Consider the following 26,226-nt stretch of genomic DNA (forward strand, 5'->3'; position numbering starts at 1 on the left):
CTCCTATTACTCTTTTATCCTACTCTTTCAGAAGCCAGCTCATCTTTTCGAGGGCACGCTTTCTGCGGGAGCGGACTGTATTCGGGTTCAGCCTTAGCATTTTTCCGATCTCTTTACTGTTGTAACCGCCATAGACGGATAAGCCGATGATCAGCTGATCGTCTTCATCGAGAATAAGAAAAGCACGTTCCACATCTGTGCGGAGTCCGTCACAGTATGTGGCAGAAGCATGATCTTCTTTCAGCTCGGTCTCGGTCCGTTCACGGCTCTTTAACTTCCGGCGGCACACATTTGCCAGAATCTGAAAGATCCAGGAACGGAATGCTTCTTCTTTGCGTAATTTATGTATATTCTCATAGGCGGAAAGAACGGCTTCACTGACGGCGTCTTCTGCATCCTGCGGATGATGCATCATGCAGAGCGCAAAACGATACAGATCCTGATAAACCGTCTTATATAATTCTTTAAATGCAATTGCATCGATCATAAGGTCCCTCCTCTCATAACAGGTTCTTTGTATATAAGAGTATAAAAAAGTCGGAAGTGTTGCAAAAAGGGACAGAAAAATTTCCGTCCCTTTGAAATCATATCATTGTCTGAGAAAAATTAACCTCTGTAATAATTGATCAGACATCCTTTGAGGATGATCTCACGTTCTGCATCCGTCAGATCACCGAGCTTCAGATCGATCTCCTTCAGATCATCGCCTACGACATAAGCCTTGATCGTGGAAACTTTATCTTCTACTGCTTTGCGGATATCCGGCACGAAGAGATAGTCACCGTTCCTGAAAGAAAGCTTTGTGTGTTCCTCTTCGGTAATAAACGGAAGCATGCCCCAGTTGATCAGGTTCGAGCGGTAACGTTTGGTTGCGTACTCATTCGCGATATTCGCCCAGCCGCCGAGGACCTTCTGGCAGGAAGCAGCCTGCTCACGGGCAGAACCATCACCAGGTTTGACCGCGAAAATGGTACTTCCGACACCGATATTTCCTTTGCCGACTTCCGGATAAGACTTCTGGATTGCTGCCATCACCGGTTTTAATTCATCCAGTACATCCAGTGGACAAGTACCTGCTTCAATCGCTTTCTGGGCTTTCTGGACTTCTTTCGCGCGTCCTACATAGGCAGGATCCTTTCTGGAAAGTGCAAATTCAGCAAGTCCAAGCGGGTTGGAACGATAAGAAGAAGTCTCGCCGGACGGGATCAGTTCGTCTGTCGTTGTGACCGGATCGTGGATCTCAGATACGACCTTCAGGATCAGATTCTCAGGAAGAGCGCTCATTGCCGGCCAGTCTTTGATGTTCGGTCCGAATTTGATCTCAACCGAAGGATCAGCAACGCCGTGGCTGTCAAATACACGGTTGGCGTAAATTCTGGAATCAAAGTGGTAGGTCGGGTTCTTGTATTCAATATCAAAATCTGTTGCCGGAGTAAGGAAACCTTTGTTCGCAGCAGTTGCGGCAATGGAACGTGCATCCATAAGGGCAACAGATGCGATCTGTCCACTCTGCAGCTTGCTTCCTTCACGGTTCGGGAAGTTACGGGTAGAGTGACGGATGGAAAATGCATTGTTTGCCGGGGTATCCCCTGCACCGAAGCACGGTCCGCAGAAGGCTGTCTTCACGATCGTACCGGCTTCCATCAGGTCAGCAACCGCACCATTTTTCACAAGCTCCATGTAGATCGGTGTACTTGCCGGGTAAACACTGAAGGTAAATTCATCTGATCCGATGTATTTGCCACGGATGATGTCTGCGGCAGCACAGATATTTTCAAAACCGCCACCGGCACAGCCTGCGATGATACCCTGATCGACATAAAGTTTACCATTTACGATCTTGTCCTGAAGAGAGTAATCCACAGCACCGTCCAGGCTTACCAGCGCGCGCTGCTCTACATCGTGGAGAACATCTGCAAGGTTGGCATTGACATCCTCAATGGTGTAGACATTGGACGGATGGAACGGCATGGCGATCATAGGCTTGATTTCACTCAAATTGACGTATACAAGACCGTCATAGTAAGCGACTGCGCCAGGCTCCAGTTCCCTGAAGTCATCACTTCTTCCGTGGATATCGTAGAACTCTTTGATCTTGTCATCGGTTCTCCAGATAGAAGAAAGGCAGGTTGTCTCTGTCGTCATAACATCGATTCCGATACGGAAGTCTGCACTTAATTTGCCAACGCCAGGTCCGACAAATTCCATGACCTTGTTATTGACATAGCCATTGCCGAAGGTTGCGCCGATGATCGCAAGGGCAACGTCCTGCGGTCCGACACCTTTCACCGGTTCGCCGTCCAGATAGATTCCGACAACGCCCGGCATCTTGATATCATAAGTCTTGTTCAGAAGCTGTTTTACAAGTTCCGGTCCGCCCTCTCCCATTGCCATGGTACCGAGTGCACCATAACGGGTGTGGCTGTCAGAACCAAGGATCATCTTGCCGCCGCCTGCGAGCATTTCACGGGCAAACTGGTGGATAACGGCCTGATGAGGCGGAACATAGACACCGCCGTACTTCTTCGCACAGGTCAGTCCAAACATGTGGTCATCTTCATTGATCGTACCGCCGACTGCACACAGAGAGTTATGGCAGTTGGTCAGAACATAAGGGATCGGGAATTTCTCCAGTCCGGATGCTCTTGCAGTCTGGATGATTCCGACAAAGGTAATGTCGTGCGAAGTCAGCTTGTCAAATTTGATCTGAAGCTGCTGCATATTACCGGAAGTATTATGCGCACTTAAGATCCCATAAGCCATTGTCTCTTTTGCAGCAGCTTCTTTTGTTGTCTCAATCCCTGTCTTGCTTTTTACGGCAGCAAGTGCATCGGGTGCATCTGCAATTACCTCAGTACCGTGTAAAAGATAGGCACCGCCTTCGTATAATTTCACCATATCATGTCCTCCTATTTTCTGTTTTCTATGAATTTCATGTGGTCTGCGACCATCAGAGCAATCTTAAATGTCAGGGCGTCCTCAAACACTCTGACATCCAGCCCGGTCTGCTTCTGGATCTTCTCCAGCCGGTAGACGAGCGTATTCCGGTGGACGAAAAGCTGTCTCGCTGTCTCCGAAATATTCAGGCTGTTTTCAAAAAATTTATCAACTGTGGATAAGGTTTCTTCGTCAAACTGATCAACGGTATTTCCGGCAAATACTTCTTCCAGGAACATCTCGCATAAGGAAACGGGAAGCTGGTGGATCAGCCGTCCGATACCGAGTTCGCGGTAGGATAAAATATTGCGTTCCGGATAGAAGATACGTCCCACATCCAGAGCCATGCCTGCTTCTTTGTAAGACTGTGAGACCTCTTTGAGTTCGGGAATGATGGTTCCGAAGGAAAGCCGGACATTGACCATAGCTTCGGTGTTGATCGCATTCACCAGCATATCGGCAGTCGAACGGATCGTATCATAATCATCCGTACTGTCAAGGGACTTGATCAGAATAATATGTCCCTCATCTACGGCAGTAACAAAATCGCCGGTTCCCGAGGAATAAATCCCACGGATCATATCCAGGACGATCGTGTCATCTGGATTCTTCGGTTCGATCAGATAGACGACTCTGCGCTGCTCCACTGTGATACCAAGCTTTTTCGCCTGGTTGTAGATATCTACGAGAAGCAGGTTATCCAGGAGCAGGTTCTGGATAAAACGGTTACGGTCAAGACGTTCGCTTCCGGATCTTAAAAGGCTCTCCAGCTGGCAGACACTTAAGCGTCCGCTGGTATGCACATCAATCTCATTATTGTGCTCGATCACGAAAATATAAGTCAGTTCATCATCATCATAAACCGGAAACAGACCATAGCATTCATCCAGGTGCTCCTCCGATACGCCGGTAACCTCCAGCTCTTTTAAAAATGAGCAGACAGCTTTTTTCACTGCAGGCTTCTCCTTACCTACAGCTGCAAGCATCACTCCGTCTGTGTTCCAGATGGAACAGTTACACTCGATGATATCCCCTATTTCATTGATTGTTCTCTGTAAAATCTGGTTGGATAACAATCCATTCACCTCTCCATTCTTTTCAATATATGACAAATGGGAGAATTGTGAAATTCCCCCATCTTCTTCTGACAATACAATCTGATATTATTTTAGCAAATGTTTCACACTTTAGCAAGTTAAAATGAAAAACGTTTTCTCTTATTCGTCTTCGTCATCGCGTCTGTCAAGCATGGCAGCAACGATTTCAAGAATCACAGCAAGACCAATCATAGATACAGCGGCAATCTTGCCGGATGTACCGGTGGCTGCCTGGGCGATGCCGCCGACAACCGGAACAGAAAGCTTTACTTTTCCGATGTAGTTGTTGTAAGGGATCGGATTCATATCTTTTTTCTCATTGGCATCCCCTTTGGTGATAAACTGTCCCATTGCCGGGCTGTTGGATACTACACGGTGGGTGATGATCGAGCCGTCTGCATTGTTGCTGTAAAAAGCAATGACATCATCTTTGACGATCGTGTCTGGTTCTTCATACCGGACATAGACCAGGCTTCCCGTCGGGATCGCCGGTTCCATGCTCCCACTGATCACGGTGTACATCTGAAAACCAAAAGCTTTCGGAAGCGTCAGCGGAATACAGGCAAGAATCAGTACTGTCAGTAAAACAGTGCCCAGTGCACTGCAAAATGCAGCCACCGGGCTTTTCTTTTTCTTCGTTCTCTTCAAAAAAGACTTCTCCTTTAGTGCCGCGCTTTTTTTATTTTGCACGTTTTTTCAAGAATACGATCAGTCCTGCGAGAGCTGCTACCGCAACAACGATAATGCCGATCCCTGCTGCGATCGGAGTCTTGCTCGTCTTGTCTTTCGCATCGATATTTCCTTTTGGAGTGTCTTCATCATCCAGATCTACCAGAGACTTTGGTGTCTGTTCATCCGGTGCGGTGGTCGTATCGTCTGTCGTATCCTGAGAATTGTCTGCATTCGTTGTACCACCTGCAGTACCGCCTGTTGTAGTACCACCCGCTGTAGTGCCACCTGCTGTAGTACCACCTGCTGTAGTACCAGTACCAGCGGCTGCACCTGTTGTACCGGCAGCTCCGGTTGTACCTGCTGCACCGGCAGGAGTTGCGGTTCCAGGAACTGTTATTGTGACGGTAGTTGTTGTCTCAACGATACGGTCTGTAGCTCCCGGTGTGTAGGTAAACGTAAATACATTCTCAGATTCATTATCACTTAAAGTCTTGGTAAGTGCAAGAGCATCTGGAATATAATTTTCAATATAACGGTAAGCAACGACCGGTTTATCACCGATATTGCCATAGAATGTCTGACTTTCTGCCAGTGCATTGCCGGAAGCATCCTGATAATTGACGGTATAGGCAACCATATTGCCTTTGATTCCGTAAGCAACTACATAGTCTGCATCACCGTCGATAGGAAATCTATAAGCGGCAAGTGCTTCGTCAGCCTCGTCATTATCACGACCGCTGAGACGGATACCTTTGACATAATATCTGTCATCCGTTACCTGGATATCATTCAGATTGAAAATAACCTTAGAACCGGATGAAAGATTTGCCACTTCAATCTTGTTCTGTCCGTTAATTGTTCCTTTATTGCCGGCTGACAATGTTACCGTATAAGTATACGGTTCTGCTGCCATAACACTCATGGAAGCAGTGCCAATCGTCATAGCTACAGTCAGAAGAGAAACCAGTAATCTTTTCCATTTTTTCATCTGCTTACTCTCCTTTCTGTCTGCGTCTTTTTGTGTTCTTATTGAGTGTGTAGATACCATATGCAAGAAGGATCAGTCCACTGATGAGTGCAAGTACACAGAAGAGAAGAACTCTTGCGGTATCACCGGTCTTAACGGTGTTGGTTGTCTTAACAATCTTATTCTTGGTGATGGTTTTGCCGGCTGAAACCTTTTCTACTGCAAAGTTCATGCGGAGCTTTGCGAGTGTGAGCTGATAACCGTTGCCCTGTGTCTCACCTTCAACACCGACGGTAAGGTGTACCGTTCCGGTATTATTGGAAGCAAGTCTTCCGAGGTAGAAATATTCTTGGGTTGAGTTATCGATCTGCTTCAGACCTTCTCCTGCTTTGGAAGCACCTTCCCCTCCGACAGTTGAGCTGTCATAGAGTACCTTTTCGGCATTGTCACTTCCAACATAGGTCAGCTTGTATTCGTAGGCACCACCCTCTGCGGAAGACTGTGCATCCTCCAGCGTCTGGATCACTTCGTTGGTCATGTACCAGTCGGTATCCGTACTGTCGGAGTTCTTAAGCTGAACCTTGAGCTCGATGCTGTCGCCCGGCTGAATATTTGCCAGCTCATCAGTCACATCGGAGCTTTTAAAATTACTTTCCATCTTGCCGCCGGTGAAATTAACCTGCCGTCCGTCGGCTCCCTGAGAATCTTTTGCAAATGCAGTTGTGTGTACCCCTGCTGCCATTATCACTGTCATGGCGAGGCACAAAATTTTCTTTTTCATACTCTGTACCTCCCTACTGTAAGCTCATTGTTGTTTCATCGTCTGATACATTCACGTCCACGCCCCAAGCACTCTTGATCGCGTCCTTTGCGTTGTGTGTCTGAACTGCATCCACCTCTGCGTCAATGTGGAAGGTGTAGCCATTGTACTTGTAAGTATAAGTGATGGTTTTGCCATCCTCAGAGACCTTTTGCTTTACATCCGATGCAATCGAAGGATTGATACGGAGTGTATCGGATAATGCCGGTGTCGGTTTACCCGCTTTGAGAGCTTTGGTATAATAAAGAACGGTACGCTCTTTATACTGGTCAGACTGGTCAGACTGGTAAGACTGGTCTTTTGCAATCTCCCATCCATTGTCTGTAAGGAAATTCAGTTCGATCAGATCCGGTGAAAGGTTCGTGTTTTTATTGCCTTTTTCGTTCTGCCAGCTCTTTGTAATGATCACACGTACAAAGGTGTCGATCGTACCGCTGTTCTTGACGCTGATCGCTTCGTTATATTTTTTGCCCGGTGTAAATGTCTCATCCTTTCCGAGAAGATCTGTGAGAAGCTCGCCCTCTGAGGTTCCCTTCCATTCATTGTTCGATACATAATCCCGGCTGCTGACTACTTTGTCATTTTCCAGAAGAGATACGCCGATACTCTGCATATTCATCTGTGCGGAATAATTCTCACTGTAGTAAGTGAGTGCGGCGCGTGTACTGCCGACAGTGCTTCCAACCAGCAGGAGTGCTGCGGCTGTCAGGACCAGGGCAGGTTTCTTTGGAAATGATTTCTTTTTCTTTTTCATTCTCATTACCTCCTACTCTGTCGTCTGTGTGCTGTCGTCTTTGATTACATGGTTCCAGTTGGCGTATGGATTGCCGTCCTTGTCGTAGAGAACCGGGGTGCATTCCTGGATGACTACGATGTTGAATTCTTCCGGTTTGTCATTCCCTTCCGGGAACTTATAAGTGATATTGAGTTCCTGTTCGGTTGTCTTGCCTGCCGGAAGGACATCGTCGTAACACCAGTAGGAGACATTCTTGTCATTCTCGTCGACCATTTCGGTCCATCCGCCGTCCGGAGCGTTGTATGTAAGTGCTACCGGAGCGAATGCCGTTACTCTTACGAAGCAGTCATAATCACCGATATTGCTGATCGTGACATGCTTCCCGTTTTGATCTACTGTTTCATTTGGGATGGTTTCTGTAAATCCCATATTCATTTTCACACCGCCACCGGCTGTCGAATAGGTTGTAAAATACGCCATCGCGCTTCCAACTGCCAGGGTTCCGGTAAGAGCAAGTGTTGCTGCTGCCATGATAAGTGGTTTTTTATGTAACTTTCTCATTCCGACTCCCCCTTCCTAGTTCTTTTCTGCCGGTTCGGTGTACTGATACTGACCATTTTCGTCCAGCTTGAAATTATTTTTTACGCCGTATCCGCCATTGGTACGTCCATTATGTTTGTTGATAAATGAAACCTCTGCCGGTCTGAATTCTACTTCGGTTTCTTTTTCAGGATTAGCAATAATGTCTGTTTCCTGACTTTTAGCAGAAGCGAGTTCATAGCTTGCACCGCTGTAAACCTCCGTTACCTTGACATGAGAGCCGGCAGGAATCTTTTCAATCGTTACAGAATGGCTGCCTGCTGCATCGAAGGTAAGCTCTTCGATTCTGGTTTCTTTTTTATTATCCAGTGTTGTGATATCGATCTGGAATACGAACGTTGCATTGTTACCGAAGGTAGCATTGTGATCTACCAGTTCCTTGTTGATCACCAGATTACCGTATCTTACGTGCTGTTCCGGTTTCAGACCAACTGCACTGTTGTATTCTTTGGTCAGATCGTAGATCCAGTCATCACTTGCACCGTTACCACTGTAGTAATTATTGGTCGGAAGTGATACAAGGTAAGGAGTAAAGGTATAAGTATAATTGGTTGTAATCACTTTTGGTGTATCTACAAGGTAAAGTCCGGTATCCAATTTATCTTGGTAGCCTCTTCCGTTCTGCAGTGTAACGGTTTCGGTTGGATCAACAACCGTATTTCCCTTTGAATCTGTCAACTTACCTTGTGCTTCTTTGGCACGTTCTGCCCAGGTAGCAGCTGCAGTATCCAGGTTATCAGCACTTACGGATGAAAAATCCAGTTTTGAAAATGCACCGGTTGCGGTATAGTTGCCGGATACATCAACTGATGCAACTTTGTACAGATTGACCTGAACAGTAACGTCGTCATTTAGAAGTTCACTGTTTCCACCAATGTCAAATTGGATGGAACACTCTGCATCGGTATCGATCGCGCTTGCGGCTTTCGCACCCGGAAGAGTGAGCAGTGGAAATGTAAGAGCGACAGCTAAGAGAAAAGTACTTCCCTGTTTTAATCGTTTATTCATCATCGCCTCATGTCCTCCTTAAAAATCTTGGTTATTCTTTGTGAGCTTTTCTCTTGGAAAGGAATCGCAAGAGAATGATCACAAGAATCGTGATTGAAAGTCCTAAAATTAAATAGAGCATATAATAATTCTGAATGGCTTTTACCATAGAATCTGTAACTGATTCGGTAGCATCCTCTTCGCCGTTATATGGAACTCTGGTTCCTCTTACGAGAAGACGATGGGAGTTGACTCCATATGGTGTACAGGTAAATAAAGTTACCTGATCTTTTCCTTCTTCAATCTGGAGTGCTTTCTCCAGTGTTTCATGATCGTCTTTGTCTACCATCGGAAGAATCTGATCTACTTTGTAGGCAAGGACTTCATCCAGTACATGGATGTAAAATTTATCGCCAACTTTGAGCTGATCGATATCGGTAAAAAGCTTTGCGCTTGGAAGTCCACGGTGAGCTGCGAGAACACTGTGGGTATTCTCCCCTCCAATCGGAAGCTTTGTGCCGTTCAGATGTCCGACGCCGGTCTGCAGATCCTTGTCACCGGTGCCATGGTAAATGGCAAGCTTGATGTTGATCTTCGGAATGGAAAGGTATCCCATTACTCCGTCATCTGCAACGTTCAGGATCTTCCAGTATTCGGTGTCTTTGATGTCATTTTCATCTTCACCAAATACATCTCCGTAGAGGTTGTTCTGCTGAATGGTATCATTGAAAGCTTTTGCATTTTCCCACTCAGAGGTGAAGTCCTCCGGTTCCATGTCCTGTATTGTATTGTCATAGCTGCTGATCAGCTGATTCTGTCTGTAGGTGTTCCACTGGTTGGATACCATCGGGTAGATCAGAATCCCAAATCCTATCAAGAATAACAGACCGAAAAGGAAGGTTGAGATTTTTCTTTTCATAGGCATATTCCCTTTCTCGTTCTTATTCTCTTTTTAAGAGGTCTCATTTTTCTTCTTTTGAAGCTTCTTCTCCTTTAAGTATAACACAAGGATGAAGATTGTGGTAATTACAAGACCAATAATTACCCATAAAAGATAATTTGTATGAAGACTGATTCCGCTGAGCGGTGTCTTCTCATCGGCAACTTCCTGTTCCACATAAGGTACTCTGTGACCACGAACCAGAAGCCGCTCGGTATTGACTCCGTATGGAGTACAGGTAAGAAGTGTTACAAGATCTTTTCCTTCTTCTACTGCAAGAGAGGAAGTTTCTTCCGGTTTGACCACGGAAATCTTGTCGACTTCATAACATAATGTTTCGTTTAATACATGGATCAGAAAATGATCGCCTTCTTCCAGCTGATCCAGATCGGTAAAAAGAGACGCACTCGGAAGTCCACGGTGTGCGGAGATAACGGCGTGTGTACTTTTACCGCCGATTGGAAGAGAGCTTCCCTCCAGATGTCCGGCTGCCTGTTTGAGAACATCTTCATCGGTAGTGTGGTAGATCGGAAGCTTGATGTCAATCTTCGGGATCTCCACGATTCCCATCATCTCGTCACCGGCAATATTCAGAGCATCCATGTAGGACTGGTCTTCTTTGTCACTGGCTGCGGCAACTGCAAATGAGTCAGGAAGGATACTTGGAAGTAATGCTTCGTTGTAAGCTTCTGCTTTCTGCAGTTCTGCATCATAATCAATCTCATGTGCTGCATCCTTTTCGGATACAGTCTGTTCATAACTGCTGATCAATTGCTTTTGCCTGTAGTTATTCCACTGGTTTGCAACGAATGGATACAGCAGTAAGGACAACCCGGCTAAAAATATGATGCCAATAATAAGTTTGTTTGCTTTGCGTTTCATCCGAACTCTCCTTGCTGTTGTATTATTTTTTATGAATCCGGGGCGACCTGCCCCGGATTCAGTATCTGGTTATAAATAATCATGAAAGATTATTTGTTTGTTTTTTTGCGGCTTGCGAAGAATAAGCCAGCTGCTGCGATCATGATGAGGCATCCAGCGATTGTGAAGATTGTAGTACCGATACCACCTGTTGATGGAAGAGCGGAAAGTTTTGTATCATTTAACTGACCTTCATTATATAATTTAGCTGTAGCAACATCTCCATTTACAGTAAGTGTAAGAGTTTTACCATCTGTATTGATAGAATATCCTTCTGGTGCTTTAGTTTCTTCGAAATGATAAGAACCAACATCTAAACCTTCTACATCTATCATACCATTTTCATCAGTTACAAGTGTTGCAGATGCATCTTCTGTATTTGGTGCATATTTATATTTTCCGTTGCGTTCTTTTACGAATGTTAAAGGTGCTTCTTCGCCATCTTTATACAATACAAATTCAGCGTTTGCTAAAGCATTATTTACATCGCCATCACCATATTTCAGTAAAACGAGTTCTCCAGTAAATAACTTAACCGGGGGTTTATCAGCACCGTAGTCTACACCAGCTGCATGACTACCAGCTTTGTTTTCTACTGTTGTTGTGGTTACTTTTGCAGTATAGGTAACTGTGATTTTCTTTCCAGCGTTCGGATTGTCTGTATCGGCAACTAAAGTGTTTAAATTAACGGTAAATCCTTTACCATCTTCATTTACTACGATTTCTCCAACTTGCCCTTCTTTGCCTTCCATAGTTACACTGCTAACTGCATTTGGACCTGCTAAATAATATTCAGCACCTTTAATTTTATCAGTAATTGTAAATGTTCTGTTATCAGTATTAGCTGCATCAATAAATGGTACATATGCTTCGATTGTATAAGTTACGATATCTCCGATTGCTACTACATGATCGTCATCAGCTACTGTTTTGTCTACAGTTGTTGGAGATTTTTTAGCTGTTACTTCTGCATTTGTTAATGCTGGATATGGTTCTCCAAATCCTACATATGCTGTTGCTGTTTTATAAGTAAATCCTGTTTCTTCTGCTTTGATTGCATAAATACCAGCTGCGCTTACTTCGATTTTTGTTTTATCTGTTGATTCTGTGAAACCTTTAAGTGTTGCAACTTTACTTAATGCTAAGTCAATGTTTGCTGCTGTAGCAGTTTTTGCAGTTACACCTGTTGGTAATTTAACATTATTATCATTGTACTTAATTAATCCCCAGATAACCTGCTGCTGTGCATCATCTGAATCTGTAAGTCCAAATGCTTCTGTAAAGCATGCTCCTGCACCATTAGTAAATGTCCAACCAGAAGTTTTGGTTTCATCTTTCTGGATAATCTGCATGTACTCAACTTTATTAGCTTTGTCAAAGTTTTTAAGTATAATTGTTGCTTTTGCATCTGCTGCAAAAGATGTCATACTCATTCCGAGCACCATAGCCAGTGTTAATAACACTGCAAAGATTTTTCTCATCTTCTTCATATTTTTGTCTCCTTTTCATTTAAGGGCGTTGCCCATTTTTTATTGTCCCCTCATATGGGATAATAACGTTTTTGTGTGGCAAGAAGCCACTGAAAAATTAATTCTTACAATTATTTTTCCAGCACCTCCTTGCATTTGTTTTTATATAAGATCCATACGGCCGCAAACATAAGTAACATGCCGCCAATCATATACAAGTAAATTCCGGTGCCTCCAGCTGATGGGAGGGAATAGAGAATTTCGTTTTTTACAGTTAAGGTATATTTTCCATCTGTGCCCGAAAGTGTCCACATTGTAGGTGAATCTGCAAGTACTTTTCCACCCTTATCTGTTAAAGTAATCTTACCCTTTTCCTGTTTGAAATAAATCTTGTCTGCTAACAACATACAAGCTTCCGGTGCCTTTACTTCTTCCAGATAGTACTGTCCAGATTGAAGATTTTTAAGTTCAGCTTCTGATCCTTCGGTATTTATTACCTGAATGGTTTCTCTTGTCTGATTTTTTCCAGATTTATCTGTATATTCAAATTTCTGAAGTTCATATGCTCCCTCATCATTCTTCTTATACAGCTTGAATTCTGCGCCATCAAATTTTGTTCCGGCTACTGAAGTCGAAGTCTTAATCAAATCTAAATCTGCAGTTTGCTCTGAATAAGTATTCGTGATCTGAATCTCAGCGTTCTGTTTTTCTTTAAACGTGTACGTTCCAGCTGCAAACATAGACCACTGCTTCGATGCGTCAAACGTAAGTTTATACATTCCGTCATACTTGATTTCACCGTTTCTGAATACCAACGTGTTTTTTATTCCATTTCCACTATAGAAATAGCATTTTTGTAATTCTGCTTCTGGACTAAATCCGATTCCTTTGATTCCATCGATTTTATCATTTATCAATTTCACTATCTCTTTACGTTCACTGATACTTACCGGTGTGTTTGTCCACACGAAATATCCTTCGTTCGCAGTGAGCTTTGCAACAATTAAATTAACTTTGCCTATAGTAAACTCTTTTGGTGAACACGGAGTAGTCTTTCCGGATTGTTTATATTCGCTTATTGTTGCTTGCTTTGTACCTACTGAAAAATCAGTCCAATTTGTAACTTGTTGTCCATTGACAGTGACGGTTACATCGTATCCTTCTTTACTGTAATTACTTTCGCTGACTTTGTATGTGCCATCCAAATAATCTTCCAATTTCCAGGTGTATGTCCATACTTTTTCCTCATCATTACCCTGAAGAATGTTGTCTAATTCACTTGCATCCATCGTAAGCGTTTTAGGCGTATTTGTTTCAGTAGGAATCAATGTAATTGTATACGGATTACTTGGCTCTGCCAACTTTTGAATCTGATTTTTTGTAAGCCCTTTAAATGTTTTTGTTACTTCAATAAACGGCTTATCTTCCTGATCTTTCTTCTTATTCAGAATCGTAGTGATCTTTCCATCACTTGATTCAGTAACCTGACCGTAAAATGCCTTTGTCGCATCTGTCTGGACTTCTTCTACTGTGTAATAGATATCTGTTTTTTTGATACTACCATCCGCAGCTTCGTAGAAGTATTTAGTTGGAAGATTTTCCCACGTATGTGTCCAATTGTTTGTTTCTGACAAATTAACTTGCATGGACGTCGAAAGATTTTTTACATCTTCATTTGTAAGATACTTCGGATTATCAGGGGTTATTTTAGAATCCGCCGCTTCTGTTACATAGGCCTTCAACTCGACATCAACTGCTACTTTATCCGAGTCATTTTCCCATTGTTTAACCACTGTATGAGAAACTGTACTGGCATTTACCTGTATAACGGGTTTTGCATAAGGTTTCTCATATGTTTTATTGTTGTACTTGTATGTTACATTTGCTGATTCGTTTGAATAGAATCCTTTTTGTTTTGAAGATGTTCCATTATTCCTAGTATCTTTTCCAGGTTTTTTGCCTTCTCCAAGATATTCGTCTGTATTTTCATCACCAGTGTCTGTATAGCTTTGATTCTGATACTTCAGATAGGCTTTTGTTGTTGGCCGGATTTTTGCTGTTACATAATATGTGTAACCTGATTCCAGTTTATAGTCAGATTTAAATCGCATAATAATCTGAGTCTTGCCATCTGAGTCTTTCGCTGTACTGACAGTTATAATCTTTGATACGTCTACTGCACTTCCTGAAGCATCTTTCAGTTTTTTGATAACCTTTCCATCTTCATCTTTGACAACCACTTGTAATGTTTGATCAGCCAACTCAACTTCATCGGTTAACGTATCGGTTACAGTTACATCTGTACAAAGAAGTTCTGTTGCATCTCTGATGATTGAATCAAAAGCATTTTTCAAATTACTTGAATCTGTACCGTTGTAACTGCCGGTTACTGTTCCGCTCGGAGCATTGCTGATCAGACTTGATAAATGATTGTAACTATCTTCAGGACCAACTCCGACTGTGTAGAAGTAGTTCATACTCATTTTGCTAAGTTGAGTTTGGGCATTGACCATTGCTGTATCACTATAGCTATTTCCCTTACCACCACCAATTCCAGTTATATTACCTTGGCTATCCTTTTTGTAGTAGAAGGTTGGATCACCATCTGACAGAAATACAACTATTTTTGTTGCATCAGTTCGTCCGCTATCAAGTAATTGCTTTGCTTTTATTAATCCTGCTTCATAATTTGTTCCACCGGCCTGTTTGCTATAACCCGGATATTTTCCAACTCCGGTGGGATATTTAATCGAGTCCTTTGTCCACTCTGTTTCGATACCCGCTTGTGTATCAAACGACACAACTGCAAATTGAGCATCTACATTTTTCTTGCTTTTCAATTTGGCAACAGCAGCTTCTACAGCTTTTTGCTGATTGAAGAAACGACTATTTTCATTCGTTGTGTAGTCATTTAGGTCATTCTTAGAATTCATTCCACGTTTCATACTGTTCGACGTATCCATCACGAACAGTACATCCAGCTTATTCGCATAGGACTCGCTTCCAACTGCACCTGAAACATTTAACGTAAGATTGTATGTACCATCTTTATTCTTAGCAATATACTTTTCATGAGACAGTTCTTTCTTTGTTTCAACAATGCCCGGTGTCGGAGGCTGTACTGGTGTGCTTGCTGAGTTGATAATCTGGTATTCACCACTGGTAAGCTTTCCAAGTTCTGTTATACCATTTGCCAGGTATATCTTTGCACTTAAATCGCCACTACTATCGGCAGTTACTATTACTTTCCATGACGTTGTTGGTGTAACATAATCTTTTGGTGCCTGTGTTTCTGTTAATGTATAGGTTCCGGCTACAAGCTGCTGGAACTGAACTAATCCGTCACTTTCGGAAGCTGCAAGCATTGTAGCCTGTGTGGCGTCATTCGTTAAACTAAACTGTGCACCAGGAAGACCGTTTCCTTCTGCATCTGTTTTATAGAATGAAATGTTTGTCATCTTTGTCTTATCGACCTGCTGTATCTTCGCTGACGGAAGAGTAAACTTCATCTCACAATTAGATGCGCCTGCACCACGTTCCATATAAAGAATTGTCAATGTATGAGTCTGCTGTTTTTGTGCTTCTGTCAGATTTGCTGCCTGACCAATATAATTCCACAAATCAACGTTTCCTGTTGCTGCACTATGAATACCGCCAAGGTCAATGACTATTTTCTTACCATCGAGGACTACCCATAAATCATCGTCACCTGTGAATTTGTAATTAAGTGGTCCTACATAATCACCGATTTTGAATGTGACATCATATCGCATTCCGAAATAATTGTTATTGCCTCTTTCACTATCTTCATAAGAAGGTAGCACTTTGTCTAACGGATAGAAATTGTTTCCTGCGCCTGTAACCCAATCTCCACTTCCATTTCTTACGCCATTAAGTGTATAAGTATCACCTTTTCGGTTAAATTCCAGAGTGTAATCTTTATACACCCTTCTCAGATATCTCTCTTCAGCACTATCATTCCAATTTGCTCTATAATCAATTTTATAATCACTATCCACAAAAAATCCTGGTTCTGCGTAATTGAATATTACATTTCCGTTATCGTCAATTCCTTTTAGTAATCCTGGAATTGTACTAGATCCTTCAGTCCAACAGTTTGCATCTTTTGTCTTGCCGTCACTATCCTTCAAACTAATCTTATATTTTTGATTCGTATCATAATTTTGGTTGTTCTTATTCGATCCTGCAATAAGTTTTCTGTTATCACTAACTTCTGGTGACTTATCATTCGTCAACTGATTAAATGAATAATAGGTATTGCCGAAGATGCTATTTCTTATTCCAGCTTTAACGGTATAGTCATAAAATTTAGTGCTTCCAGCAATCGTCTCATCTTTAGGAGTATAATAAACCTTAATTGTGCAATCACTTACGAATTTGATTTCATTAAGATCTGATATGCGTTCGAAGCTTCCATTTGTAGTACTCTTCTCTGCCCAATTGATAGTCCAGTTATCAGCTATGTCATAATTGCTTATGCTTTCCCCAGGTGATAATTCCTTTTTGCTTGCATATATCCTAGGCCTTGAACCCTGGCTATCATCATAGTATTCAATGGTAACGTTAACCTTTGGTTCACCTTTCTGAACAATAACGTATGTAGAAAAATGCGGAGCATCAAATACAACTTTTCCTTCACCATCAACAGCACCCTTCATGTCTTCCGCTACGTTGTTATCATCCACATGCAGTACTGCTGCATTCTCGCTGGATGTGATCTCCGGGGTGTCTACGCTGACCTGTACCGGAGTGGTTGGCTGTACTTCGGAACCGTTTACCAGGAATTTGATATCGTAGGAGGAGATATTCTTGATGGAAAACTGTTCTTCGATCGCTTTTTCTTCTACTGATTTTTCGATTTCCTTTACTTCGTCTTCTGAAGTGATCTCTGTTACGGAAAGCTGTGCGTCTGCAGGAAGAGTATCGGCTGATCCATTTACTTTAACAGTAGTATTTCCTACTTGTACTGACCATTCTTTTTTCGAAGGTATTTCGATGTCAGGTGTATCAGACACATCTTCGGTAATCGTATTTTCAGTAGACACATCTTCAGTAGTTGTATCTTCAGTAGTTGTATCTTCTGTAGCCTCATCTGCTGCCGGTTCTGTTACGACTTCGGCCTGGCTCTGGCTGTCTGTGTTCTGTGGCTCATCTGCCGCCGGTTCTGTTACGACTTCGGCCTGGCTCTGGCTGTCTGTGTTCTGTGGCTCATCAGCGAATGCTGATGTCGCACTGCTAAGCACAAGTACCATGCAAAGCATGAATGCTATTAAACGTTTCTTTGTATTACTTTTCATGGCGTCCTCCTTCTATTCCTCAATTCTGACTTCATAATTGTTATCAAGTGCTCCGTCTATCAGCTTCAATAATTCAAGGGCACTGCGGAAATGCTGCTCTCGCTGCTCTTCCACCCAAGTAACGCTGCCCTGCCAGGTACCGTTCTGCTGATCCATGATTTTTATTAAAAAAGTTCTTGTATTTTTTTGCTTTTTATTCATGTCAGTTTTCATCTGCCCTTCCTAATTATTTAGACTTTTTTATCTTATATAGGTATTGTATCTGACAAAGCATTACGTGAATCATTACCAATAACGAAAAATATTAACTTTTTTAAGCTATAACAAGAAATAGTAATGTTTTTGTAATAATATAATGATTTGATATCAGGTCCAAAATGTCAGAAAGCCGATGCAAGCTTGCTTGCAAGAGGATTTTTGACCTCTTGATCCGCCAAAAACATGAGTAAGTAGCCATTTTTCAAAGAAAAATGAGCGGATTACGAATGCTTTTGAGGATTGCGAGAGTGCAAAGCACGTAGCAATCTAGTATTAAAGGGGTCAAAATACCTTTGAACCCCAACATCATGATTTGTAGGAGTGCGTAATATTTGTGTCTGACTCTACTATATGTATTGGGATATTAGAATAGAAGTAAAAGTGGGGAATAATGTGATGGAAGTGCCAAAAGTATAGATTGTGGGGAGCGCATAGAAAAGGAGTGATCTGGTTATAGCGGTGAGGGAGAGGGATTTTCCGGACAAAAAGATCCCGTGACTGATATTGGGGAGATGCACTGTATCTTAGACGGTGATCAGTCACGGGATGGGGGGAAGGATTATTTAGTTTTTATTCAATGCCTAATTCTTTTAATAGTTTCTTTTGATATTCGATATCTTCGGTAGCGCGTTCGAGGTCACTGTAGCGTTTGGATTTTAGGAGATATTTGTTTAGTAGTTTAAATTCATTTAATTCTGCTCTGATTTCAGCGCGTCCTTCCTCTCTGCCTTCCTCTCTGGCATCTTCTTTCAAAGTATTCTCATATAAGTCTTTGTCATATGTCGTCAGAATCATATTTGTCACCTCCGCTCGATGTTTTTTCAGAAAATCTGCCAACACGTCCTGATTAATACAGGTATCAATTGTTTTTTCTAATGCATCTTCTACAGAAAGTTCCGACTGTATATATTCCCTGACACATTGGACGAATATGGAATATTCTTCAAGCCTTCTGCAGTGCTTCATCAGCTCCTGATTGTGACCATAGTTGATGTTCAACATGGTTGCGGTGTATTCCAGGCAAGGTGCTTCGTTATCTGTATTTTCAAAGCAGTCTGAAAGCTTTAACTCCATGGAATCTGGCTGGTTTTTTGTACCATTGTAAAAGACAATATATTTCGGCTTTGGAAGCCGGACTCTTTTTTCATGGTAGATCATCAGATTATTATCTGCAACATACCCTTCATATAACCGGGAGAAATAAAAGACTCCGCGAAGCGGCATGTTTGGGTTAAAAGTGCTTTGATGCTCATACAGATTCATGGTTCCGCCGACTAGGAAGGATACATCATTTTTCATGGAAAGATAAAGGACATCTTCCAATGTATTTACCTCCATTATAATAGAAAACAGTTCATAAGTAAATTCGCCATATCTCATGTTTCATGTAGATATAAGATTTTTTCTACAATCAAAGAATTCATATATGATATATGATTTGATTTTCTACATACGCCTATTTAGATGGTACTGGAGTTTTTGGTGAAAAGCAATTAATAAAGAATAAAATTTTTCTATAGAATTAAAAAGAAAAATCCCATGCCGGATGACAGGAAAAGATGAATTGCATCTTAGTTTGTGATCGGACATGGGATTTATGTTTTGGGATCATTCAATGCCAAATTCTTTTAATAGTTTCTTTTGATATTCGATATCTTCGGTAGCACGTTCGAGGTCATTGTAGCGCTTGGCTTTTAAGAGATATTTGTTTAGCTGATTTAGATATTCCATACCTTCTTCTCTACCTTCCGCTCTACCTTCCTCTCTGGCATCTTCCTTCAAGGTTTTCTCATATAAGTCTTTGTCATATGTCGTCAGAATCATATTTGTCACCTCCGCTCGATGTTTTTTCAGAAAATCTGCCAACACGTCCTGATTAATACAGGTATCAATTGCTTTTTCTAATGCATCTTCTACAGAAGGTTCTGACTGTATATATTCCCTGACACATTGGACGAATATGGAATATTCTTTAAGCCTTCTGCAGTGCTTCATCAGTTCCTGATTGTGACCATAGTTGATATTCAACATGGTTGCGGTGCATTCCAGGCAAGGTGCTTCGTTATCTGTATTTTCAAAGCAGTCTGAAAGCTTTAACTCCATGGAATCTGGCTGGTTTTTTGTACCATTGTAAAAGACAATATATTTCGGCTTTGGAAGCCGGACTCTTTTTTCATGGTAGATCATCAGATTATTATCTGCAACATACCCTTCATATAACCGGGAGAAATAAAAGACTCCGCGAAGCGGCATGTTTGGGTTAAAAGTGCTTTGATGCTCATACAGATTCATGGTTCCGCCAACCAAAAAGGATACATCATTTTTCATGGACAGATAAAGGACATCTTCCAATGTATTTACCTCCAGGTCATCGGGATTCTGATAGTCCGTGTGGTTGATCGCATTATAAAGCTGCAGCAGATCTTCTTTGTTATTAAAGACCATTCTCCATAACCGGTCCTTATATTGCCGGTTGTGGGTTTGTTTGCTATGGCGAGATTTCTTCTTTTGTTTTTTCATTGCTTACCTCCATTATAATAGAAAACAGTTCATAAGTAAATTCGCCATATCTCATGTTTCATGTAGATATATAATTTTTTCTACAATCAAAGAATTCATATATGATATATGATTCGATTTTCTACATACGCCTATTCAAATGGTACTGGAGTCTTTTGTGAAAAGCAATTAAGAAAGAATAAAATTTTCTATAGAATAAAAAAGAAAAATTCCATGCCGGATGACAGGAAAAGATGAATTGCATCTTAGTTTGTGATCGGACATGGGATTTATGTTTTGGGATTATTCAATGCCTAATTCTTTTAATAGTTTCTTTTGGTATTCGATGTCTTCGGTAGCACGTTCGAGGTCGCTGTAATATCGAAACAAGTTCTTTTTGACCTTTTAGCCTTACATTCCGAAATAATTTTGTACTCTTCATTCTGTATTCCTCTTTTTATTTTTGTTATGTTGTCATTTATTCTTTACGCACAAATCATAGTATCCGGTCAGAATACAGTCAATAAAATGCAAAATCACCATTTTTATTTTATTCTGGCGTACAAAAAAGTCAAATCACTTTGTTTGTTACACACAAACAGAAACCTGAAAGGTGTAAAAATCTCTTGCAAGTATATCGCAGTAAAATGATGGTAAATTCAATTATACCGGGAAAGAAGAACCAACCTGGTCGAAGTAGGATTTGGGCGGTAACTTTCACTTTGAGTATTTCAGCAAAAGCTGTATAATGAAATACAAAGAGGGACATACACGGGTGGGTTGACCCTCGAAAAAAATAATGAGATAAAGGAAATATGAAAATGAATCAAAAACCAATCATCGAAATAACTGTAAATGAGAATGCTGTGATACACTTTGAATTATGGCCGGAAATTGCACCGATTGCCTGCGCAAGTGTTATGCGACTCGCAGAGAAGAGAATATTTGACGGAAGAGCCATTGAACGTTTGGAACCGGGATTTGTCCTTCAGCCACTGTTTTTTGATGGTGTTGATCCACAAATCGATATCATGATCAAACCGGAATTTAAAACCAATCCTGAAAATGCCAAAATTACTTTTCATCGGGGGATTGTTGCCATGGCAGGAGATCCAGAGAACAGTTCCGGCAGCCAGTACTATATCACCCTTGCTGCCTCCGAGAGATTGAATGGTAATTTCACCGTAATCGGAAAAGTGATCGATGGCTGGGATGAGATTGAACGACTGGAACATGTAGAAGTAGAAGAAGCCATTGAACCGCAGTCAGGATTTGTCTATCACAGACCGGTAAAAACAGAGATGATCACGAAAGTCAGACTCATAAAATGAAATATTAAATCATTCAACGGAGAAAATGTGCTATACTGAAATCAGCATGTATTGAAAAATACAACAAAATCCAAGGAGGAAACCAAAATGGGGCAAAAAGGATTCGGGACTTTGGAATTGTACCCGGAAGAGTAAAAGCAGGAGAAAGGAATGCAATTACGGACGTGCCTGGTATACGGGTAGGGCATTGTACGGTGAAGACAGAAGAAAATCATACTGGTGTAACCGTGATCGTTCCTGGACCGGACAATGCATTTGCCAAGCACTATACGGCAGCTGCATACATTCATAATGGATTCGGAAAAAGTGCCGGTGTTGTGCAGGTTGAGGAGCTGGGGACCCTCGAGACACCGATTGCTCTTACCAATACGTTAAATGTCGGAAAGGTTTTGGATGCAATGGTTGAGATCGTGATTGAACAGTGCCGGAAGGATGGAATAGAACCTCAGAGTATCAATCCGGTCGTAGGCGAGTGCAATGACTGTCGGATCAATCATATCCAGAAACGTGCAATTGGTGAAAAAGAAGTGCGCGAGGCTTTTGCATTAGCATCGGAAGAATTCGAAGAAGGTGATGTAGGTGCCGGTGCCGGTACGACCTGCTATGGCATGAAGGGTGGAATCGGTTCTGCATCCCGCGTGATCACGATTGGAGAAAAAGAATACACCATCGGTGTTCTGGTTCAGTCAAACTTTGGTGCAACGAAAGATTTTGTACTGAATGGCGAAGCTGTTGGTCCTAAAATTCTGGAATGGAAACGGGAAAAGAGTGATATGGCTGCATCTGAAGAAGATAAAGGTTCTATTATGAGTATTCTGGCTACAGACCTTCCATTGACAAGTCGTCAGCTCAAACGGATTCTGAAAAGAACCGGTGTTGGTATCGCACGAACCGGTGGTTATACAGGTCATGGCAGTGGGGAGATTATGATTGGATTTACGACTGCAAACAGAATCCCATCCGGCTATGAGGAGGAACTTGTGCAGATATCAGCAATTCCGGAAAACATAATCGACCGTGCTTTCCTTGCTGCGGCAGAAGCAGAGCAGGAGGCAATCTTGAATTCCATGACTGCCGCAAATCAGACACGTGGAATAGCAGGCGAACTGTATTACAGCCTTGCGGAATATCTTGAGGATAGAGAAAACTAAAGACTGGACAAAAGAATAAGTGCAATTAAAAAGAAAGGGGCTGTGAAATAAGTCCCTAAAAGAAATAGGACCATTCGTTCATGCGAAAGGTTCTATTTTTGTGGTAAAATTAACTTGCGATGAAAACTTTACACAATAATTATTGTAATTCAAAACAAGGATATTTCTTTTCTTATTATCTGTTACTTTTCTGCTATCTCAATCACTTATAAAAAGTTGCTCTACAATTCTCCATAACCGGTCTTTATACTGCCGGTTGTGGGGGTGTTTGCTATGGCGAGATTTCTTCTTTTGTTTTTCCATTGTTTACCTCCATTATAATAGAAAACAGTTCATAAGTAAATTCGCCATATCTCATGTTTCATGTAGATATATAATTTTTTCTACAATCAAAGAATTCATATATGATATATGATTTGATTTTCTACATACGCCTATTCAGATGGTACTGGAGTTTTTGGTGAAAAGCAATTAAGAAAGAATAAAATTATAAGATAATTAAAAGGCACCGTCCGATCACATCCCGTGATCAGACAATGCCTGTATAATTCTTATTCATTCATGTAATGATATCTCACACAATGCCATTCCTTTAAACTAATGCATTGCTGAGAATTTTAAGCAGTTCAAGTACGCTTACAAACTGTTGTGTAGAGTTACCTTCAATCCAGCGGACGATGCCCTGCCAGGATGAATTCTGGCGGTATCTGACATTGAGAAAGAAAGTCCCTTTTTGTCCACGATTCTCGATGAAATCTTCCGGTGACTGTACTTTATCAAGCCTGTCAACACCTAAAAACTGGGTTGAAGTGAAAGAACGTGCGCTGGTGGATGCCTGTGGAAATTCGAGTCTGTCGAAGAAATCATCAGCTAATTCGATCAACTGAAGGATATTGGTGAATTTCCAGGGTTCTTTGCTGTAGCAGTGATAAATCCGACCGGACAGCTCTCCATCATCAATATTATCAATACACATGTTAATAAAGTTTGGTGCATACCAACTGATTTGATAGCTCTGTTCCATAAATTATCTCCATTTCTGCCCTGCTGCGAAGATAACATGATTGCAGCTTACCAGGTTTTATTCTCAGTATTGAACTGAATCGGTGAATCTTGCCGGTCTACTTCGGCTACAGAGGACACGAAGTAGTCCAGGTACTGCTTCCAGCTTTTATGCTCTCTGGAGAAGTATCTCTGGATTCTGTCGAAAATCATGCTGCAGTTCTCTTTGTTCGTACCAACGAGAAGTATCAGAAACTGTGATGGGCTGTATTTGGTAAAGGAGTCTCCTTTACGCAGACACTGCTGGATCGTATTCTGAAGCTCACCTGAAAGAACTTCAAGCTTGTCCGGCTTGTCCATCGGCATTCCTTTTCCGTTGGTGATGCTACATAACATTAAGTATACGGACTGTCCGTTCCTCTCAATGATTCGGGAAACAAGACGGTAACTGTCACGGAAACTTGGCAGGCTGCAGTAAAAAGCACCGCCGCGTACATCGTCCTCTTTCAGACGGTCCTTGATGTCGCCGAGTTCCTGTGGTTTGTAGTTAAGGCGGCTGCTCATCTGCTCGAACTGCTGCATCATATGTTCAGAAGGGCGGATTCCAAGCTCTTCGAAAAATAATTTGGCAGTGTTCTCATATTCCTGCACAGCATCCTTATAGCGGTTCAATGCCATATAGCAGTCGATGCGAACGGATTGCCATTCATCGAACGGATATAACTGGCATGCCGGCTCACAGAAACGAAGTGTCTCTTCATAATCTCCGCGTTCGATCAGAAGCTTACAGAGCTCCTGAAGGGATTCGGAATAAATATTCTTATATTGGACGCTTTCAACAAGAACCCATTCATCTCCCGAAAGCTCCGGAAGAAATTCCCCACGGTACATCAGACAGATCTTCTTAAGAAGTGTCAGCTTTTTTACCTTATCGGTACACGTCTGTACGTCTTTTGACAGAACCTTAAACTGATGTGCATCAACTTCGGTCGGCATCGGAGCATCCCATCGATAAATACCTTTTTTGATGTTGATATAATCATGACTCGGAAGTCCGGCATCTACGATGATCTTTTTAAGACGGTGTGCGGTTACCCGAAGGTTGTTGGCAGCATCGGCAAGTTCTTCTCTTCCGTACAGTTCATCAAGAAGCTTATCTCTGGAGATACCGGTATCGCCATGGTAGAGTAATATCTGCAACAATTTCATTGCTTTTGTCGTTGTGTTGCGTCCGAATGATACGGGAATTTCTCCGTAGCTTGCTGAGAATCCTCCGAATAAACGAACCTTTAAGACAGGTAAATGATCACTCATAAATTAACCCCCAATTTTACTATTGTGATGGTTTATAACTGATTTCTATTGTAATGGTCTTTGATTTCTTTGTCAAATAAATTAAAGCATATTAGACCAAATAACTTCTTTTAATGTTTTGATTATGCTATAATTTTTCTAGTTGAGTTTTTGGGACTGTTTCACTGTGGAAAAGAAAGGAGGAATTCTGTGCGGCAGAACGATTTATATGAACAAAAAAGACGCTGGCAGAGGATTTTTCTTTTCTTTTTTCTGCTATTTCTGACAGGTGTACTGATACCTAGCGGATGTGCATCGGAGGGAAAAAAAAGCCAGTCCGGGAAAAAGGGGGATCCGAGAGATCCGTCGGCGCAGGTGCTTCAGACGGAGGCTTCCGGTGAAGTGACATATGGAAATGACCTGGTTGTACTGGATGCATCCCATACGGCGGATGGCTATGTGATGATCTGTTATAATGGAAGTAATGAAAAAGTCAAGCTCCAGGTGACATCACCGGATGGCACAGAGTATACCTATCCGGTTACGGTTGTTGGTGATTATGCGGTTTATCCACTTCCGGGCGGGAATGGTTCTTATAAGGTAACACTTCTGGAGAGTGTGTCTGTAGAGGACAATCTGTATGCGGTAAGCTTTACCCAGGATCTGGACGTACAGATCACAGATGAATTTGCCCCGTTTCTGCATCCGAATTATTATGTAAATTTCACGGCAGATTCCAAGTGTGTAAAAAAGGGTGAGAGTCTTGCAGGAAAGGACTGCTATTCTGATCTGGATGTGGTAACGCAGATTTATAATTTTGTAATTAAAAATATTTCCTATGATAAAAAGAAAGCGGAGAATGTTCCGTATGGGTACACACCGGATCCGGATGAGACACTGGATACCGGGAAAGGAATCTGTTTTGATTATGCGGCGTTGATGTCGGCAATGCTCCGGTCGCAGCGGATTCCGACGAAGCTGGAGGTTGGCTATTCCGGTGAAGTGTATCATGCATGGATCAGCTGTTATGTTGATGAGATCGGCTGGGTGGATAACATCATTGAATTTGACGGAAAGAACTGGTCGATCATGGATCCGACACTCGCTGCAAACAACAGTGCTTCGGATGTGAAGAAGTATGTGGGAAATGGAAAGAATTATGTCACAAAGTATACCTATTAGATAAAAGGAAGCCGGATAAGAAGAATGTGGCAGGAATGTGAAAAGG

Annotated in this window: 21 protein-coding genes; 3 read left to right on the forward strand and 18 right to left on the reverse strand. The window is 41.9% G+C overall.

The genetic code is table 11. From position 1 onward, the window contains the following. Nucleotides 1–19: 19 nt before the first annotated feature. From PGW42_RS08240 to PGW42_RS08315, 16 genes are all read right to left on the reverse strand, one after another. Nucleotides 20–487, reverse strand: a complete 468-nt coding sequence (locus tag PGW42_RS08240) for an RNA polymerase sigma factor (protein WP_008371152.1) — start codon at nucleotides 485–487, stop codon at nucleotides 20–22. 119 nt (nucleotides 488–606) lie between these two features. Further along, nucleotides 607–2,898: a hydratase gene (locus PGW42_RS08245; protein ID WP_195255195.1), complete on the reverse strand. Its 2,292-nt coding sequence runs from the start codon at nucleotides 2,896–2,898 to the stop codon at nucleotides 607–609. A gap of 11 nt (nucleotides 2,899–2,909) precedes the next feature. After that, nucleotides 2,910–4,013 carry a PucR family transcriptional regulator gene (locus PGW42_RS08250; protein ID WP_117835936.1) on the reverse strand — a complete coding sequence of 368 codons (1,104 nt, stop codon included), beginning with the start codon at nucleotides 4,011–4,013 and terminating at the stop codon, nucleotides 2,910–2,912. Between the two features lie 141 nt (nucleotides 4,014–4,154). Next, on the reverse strand, nucleotides 4,155–4,682 hold the full coding sequence (locus tag PGW42_RS08255) for a signal peptidase I (protein WP_270203997.1): 528 nt from the start codon (nucleotides 4,680–4,682) through the stop codon (nucleotides 4,155–4,157). A 31-nt stretch (nucleotides 4,683–4,713) separates the two neighbouring features. Then, on the reverse strand, nucleotides 4,714–5,694 hold the full coding sequence (locus PGW42_RS08260; RefSeq protein ID WP_270203996.1) for a hypothetical protein: 981 nt from the start codon (nucleotides 5,692–5,694) through the stop codon (nucleotides 4,714–4,716). A 4-nt stretch (nucleotides 5,695–5,698) separates the two neighbouring features. Then, nucleotides 5,699–6,454, reverse strand: a complete 756-nt coding sequence (locus PGW42_RS08265) for a sortase B protein-sorting domain-containing protein (protein ID WP_270203995.1) — start codon at nucleotides 6,452–6,454, stop codon at nucleotides 5,699–5,701. A gap of 13 nt (nucleotides 6,455–6,467) precedes the next feature. Next, complete coding sequence (locus PGW42_RS08270) at nucleotides 6,468–7,247, reverse strand: hypothetical protein (protein ID WP_270203994.1); 780 nt, start codon at nucleotides 7,245–7,247, stop codon at nucleotides 6,468–6,470. A gap of 12 nt (nucleotides 7,248–7,259) precedes the next feature. Beyond that, nucleotides 7,260–7,790 (reverse strand): hypothetical protein, encoded by a 531-nt coding sequence (locus PGW42_RS08275; protein ID WP_270203993.1) that lies wholly within the window; start codon nucleotides 7,788–7,790, stop codon nucleotides 7,260–7,262. A gap of 15 nt (nucleotides 7,791–7,805) precedes the next feature. Beyond that, on the reverse strand, nucleotides 7,806–8,840 hold the full coding sequence (locus tag PGW42_RS08280) for a DUF5979 domain-containing protein (protein ID WP_270203992.1): 1,035 nt from the start codon (nucleotides 8,838–8,840) through the stop codon (nucleotides 7,806–7,808). A 28-nt stretch (nucleotides 8,841–8,868) separates the two neighbouring features. Beyond that, nucleotides 8,869–9,735: a class C sortase gene (locus tag PGW42_RS08285; RefSeq protein WP_270203991.1), complete on the reverse strand. Its 867-nt coding sequence runs from the start codon at nucleotides 9,733–9,735 to the stop codon at nucleotides 8,869–8,871. 33 nt (nucleotides 9,736–9,768) lie between these two features. Then, nucleotides 9,769–10,638, reverse strand: a complete 870-nt coding sequence (locus PGW42_RS08290) for a class C sortase (RefSeq protein WP_195370627.1) — start codon at nucleotides 10,636–10,638, stop codon at nucleotides 9,769–9,771. An 89-nt stretch (nucleotides 10,639–10,727) separates the two neighbouring features. Further along, the gene (locus PGW42_RS08295) at nucleotides 10,728–12,167 is read right to left on the reverse strand and encodes a SpaH/EbpB family LPXTG-anchored major pilin (protein WP_270203990.1); all 1,440 of its coding nucleotides are present in this window, start codon (nucleotides 12,165–12,167) and stop codon (nucleotides 10,728–10,730) included. 110 nt (nucleotides 12,168–12,277) lie between these two features. Then, on the reverse strand, nucleotides 12,278–17,464 hold the full coding sequence (locus PGW42_RS08300; RefSeq protein ID WP_270235131.1) for a DUF7604 domain-containing protein: 5,187 nt from the start codon (nucleotides 17,462–17,464) through the stop codon (nucleotides 12,278–12,280). 12 nt (nucleotides 17,465–17,476) lie between these two features. Next, nucleotides 17,477–17,665 carry a hypothetical protein gene (locus PGW42_RS08305; protein WP_044998872.1) on the reverse strand — a complete coding sequence of 63 codons (189 nt, stop codon included), beginning with the start codon at nucleotides 17,663–17,665 and terminating at the stop codon, nucleotides 17,477–17,479. Nucleotides 17,666–18,292: 627 nt separating this feature from the next. After that, nucleotides 18,293–19,045, reverse strand: coding sequence for a hypothetical protein (locus tag PGW42_RS08310; protein ID WP_270235132.1), 753 nt, complete (start codon nucleotides 19,043–19,045; stop codon nucleotides 18,293–18,295). A gap of 285 nt (nucleotides 19,046–19,330) precedes the next feature. Beyond that, a complete protein-coding gene (locus PGW42_RS08315; RefSeq protein WP_270235133.1) occupies nucleotides 19,331–20,242 on the reverse strand; it encodes a hypothetical protein in 912 nt (303 codons plus the stop codon). Between the two features lie 800 nt (nucleotides 20,243–21,042). Between PGW42_RS08315 and PGW42_RS08320 the strand changes: the two genes are divergently transcribed. Further along, entirely contained in the window at nucleotides 21,043–21,552 is a 510-nt protein-coding gene (locus PGW42_RS08320; protein ID WP_117836398.1) for a peptidylprolyl isomerase, read from the forward strand. A gap of 68 nt (nucleotides 21,553–21,620) precedes the next feature. Continuing rightward, complete coding sequence (locus tag PGW42_RS08325; protein WP_270204042.1) at nucleotides 21,621–22,703, forward strand: P1 family peptidase; 1,083 nt, start codon at nucleotides 21,621–21,623, stop codon at nucleotides 22,701–22,703. A 592-nt stretch (nucleotides 22,704–23,295) separates the two neighbouring features. Here PGW42_RS08325 and PGW42_RS08330 read toward each other — a convergent pair. Both PGW42_RS08330 and PGW42_RS08335 read right to left on the reverse strand, forming a co-directional pair. Continuing rightward, a complete protein-coding gene (locus tag PGW42_RS08330; RefSeq protein ID WP_118199460.1) occupies nucleotides 23,296–23,727 on the reverse strand; it encodes a hypothetical protein in 432 nt (143 codons plus the stop codon). Nucleotides 23,728–23,774: 47 nt separating this feature from the next. After that, entirely contained in the window at nucleotides 23,775–25,019 is a 1,245-nt protein-coding gene (locus PGW42_RS08335) for a BTAD domain-containing putative transcriptional regulator (protein WP_270204041.1), read from the reverse strand. A 189-nt stretch (nucleotides 25,020–25,208) separates the two neighbouring features. On the opposite strand from PGW42_RS08335, the gene PGW42_RS08340 reads away from it, so the two are divergent. Next, nucleotides 25,209–26,180: a transglutaminase-like domain-containing protein gene (locus PGW42_RS08340; protein ID WP_270204040.1), complete on the forward strand. Its 972-nt coding sequence runs from the start codon at nucleotides 25,209–25,211 to the stop codon at nucleotides 26,178–26,180. Nucleotides 26,181–26,226 lie beyond the last annotated feature (46 nt).

Source organism: Coprococcus sp. TM115-187, from assembly GCF_027679115.1.
GTDB classification, from domain to species: Bacteria; Bacillota; Clostridia; order Lachnospirales; family Lachnospiraceae; genus Allocoprococcus; species Allocoprococcus comes.

Bases quoted from the DNA above. Each gene is read 5' to 3' on its own strand.
- PGW42_RS08240 (WP_008371152.1), bottom strand. From the start codon at position 487: ATGATCGATGCAATTGCATTTAAAGAATTATATAAGACGGTTTATCAG.
- PGW42_RS08245 (WP_195255195.1), bottom strand. From the start codon at position 2,898: ATGGTGAAATTATACGAAGGCGGTGCCTATCTTTTACACGGTACTGAG.
- PGW42_RS08260 (WP_270203996.1), bottom strand. From the start codon at position 5,694: ATGAAAAAATGGAAAAGATTACTGGTTTCTCTTCTGACTGTAGCTATG.
- PGW42_RS08265 (WP_270203995.1), bottom strand. From the start codon at position 6,454: ATGAAAAAGAAAATTTTGTGCCTCGCCATGACAGTGATAATGGCAGCA.
- PGW42_RS08270 (WP_270203994.1), bottom strand. From the start codon at position 7,247: ATGAAAAAGAAAAAGAAATCATTTCCAAAGAAACCTGCCCTGGTCCTG.
- PGW42_RS08275 (WP_270203993.1), bottom strand. From the start codon at position 7,790: ATGAGAAAGTTACATAAAAAACCACTTATCATGGCAGCAGCAACACTT.
- PGW42_RS08280 (WP_270203992.1), bottom strand. From the start codon at position 8,840: ATGATGAATAAACGATTAAAACAGGGAAGTACTTTTCTCTTAGCTGTC.
- PGW42_RS08285 (WP_270203991.1), bottom strand. From the start codon at position 9,735: ATGAAAAGAAAAATCTCAACCTTCCTTTTCGGTCTGTTATTCTTGATA.
- PGW42_RS08290 (WP_195370627.1), bottom strand. From the start codon at position 10,638: ATGAAACGCAAAGCAAACAAACTTATTATTGGCATCATATTTTTAGCC.
- PGW42_RS08295 (WP_270203990.1), bottom strand. From the start codon at position 12,167: ATGAAGAAGATGAGAAAAATCTTTGCAGTGTTATTAACACTGGCTATG.
- PGW42_RS08300 (WP_270235131.1), bottom strand. From the start codon at position 17,464: ATGAAAAGTAATACAAAGAAACGTTTAATAGCATTCATGCTTTGCATG.
- PGW42_RS08305 (WP_044998872.1), bottom strand. From the start codon at position 17,665: ATGAATAAAAAGCAAAAAAATACAAGAACTTTTTTAATAAAAATCATG.
- PGW42_RS08315 (WP_270235133.1), bottom strand. From the start codon at position 20,242: ATGAAAAAACAAAAGAAGAAATCTCGCCATAGCAAACAAACCCACAAC.
- PGW42_RS08320 (WP_117836398.1), top strand. From the start codon at position 21,043: ATGAATCAAAAACCAATCATCGAAATAACTGTAAATGAGAATGCTGTG.
- PGW42_RS08330 (WP_118199460.1), bottom strand. From the start codon at position 23,727: ATGGAACAGAGCTATCAAATCAGTTGGTATGCACCAAACTTTATTAAC.
- PGW42_RS08335 (WP_270204041.1), bottom strand. From the start codon at position 25,019: ATGAGTGATCATTTACCTGTCTTAAAGGTTCGTTTATTCGGAGGATTC.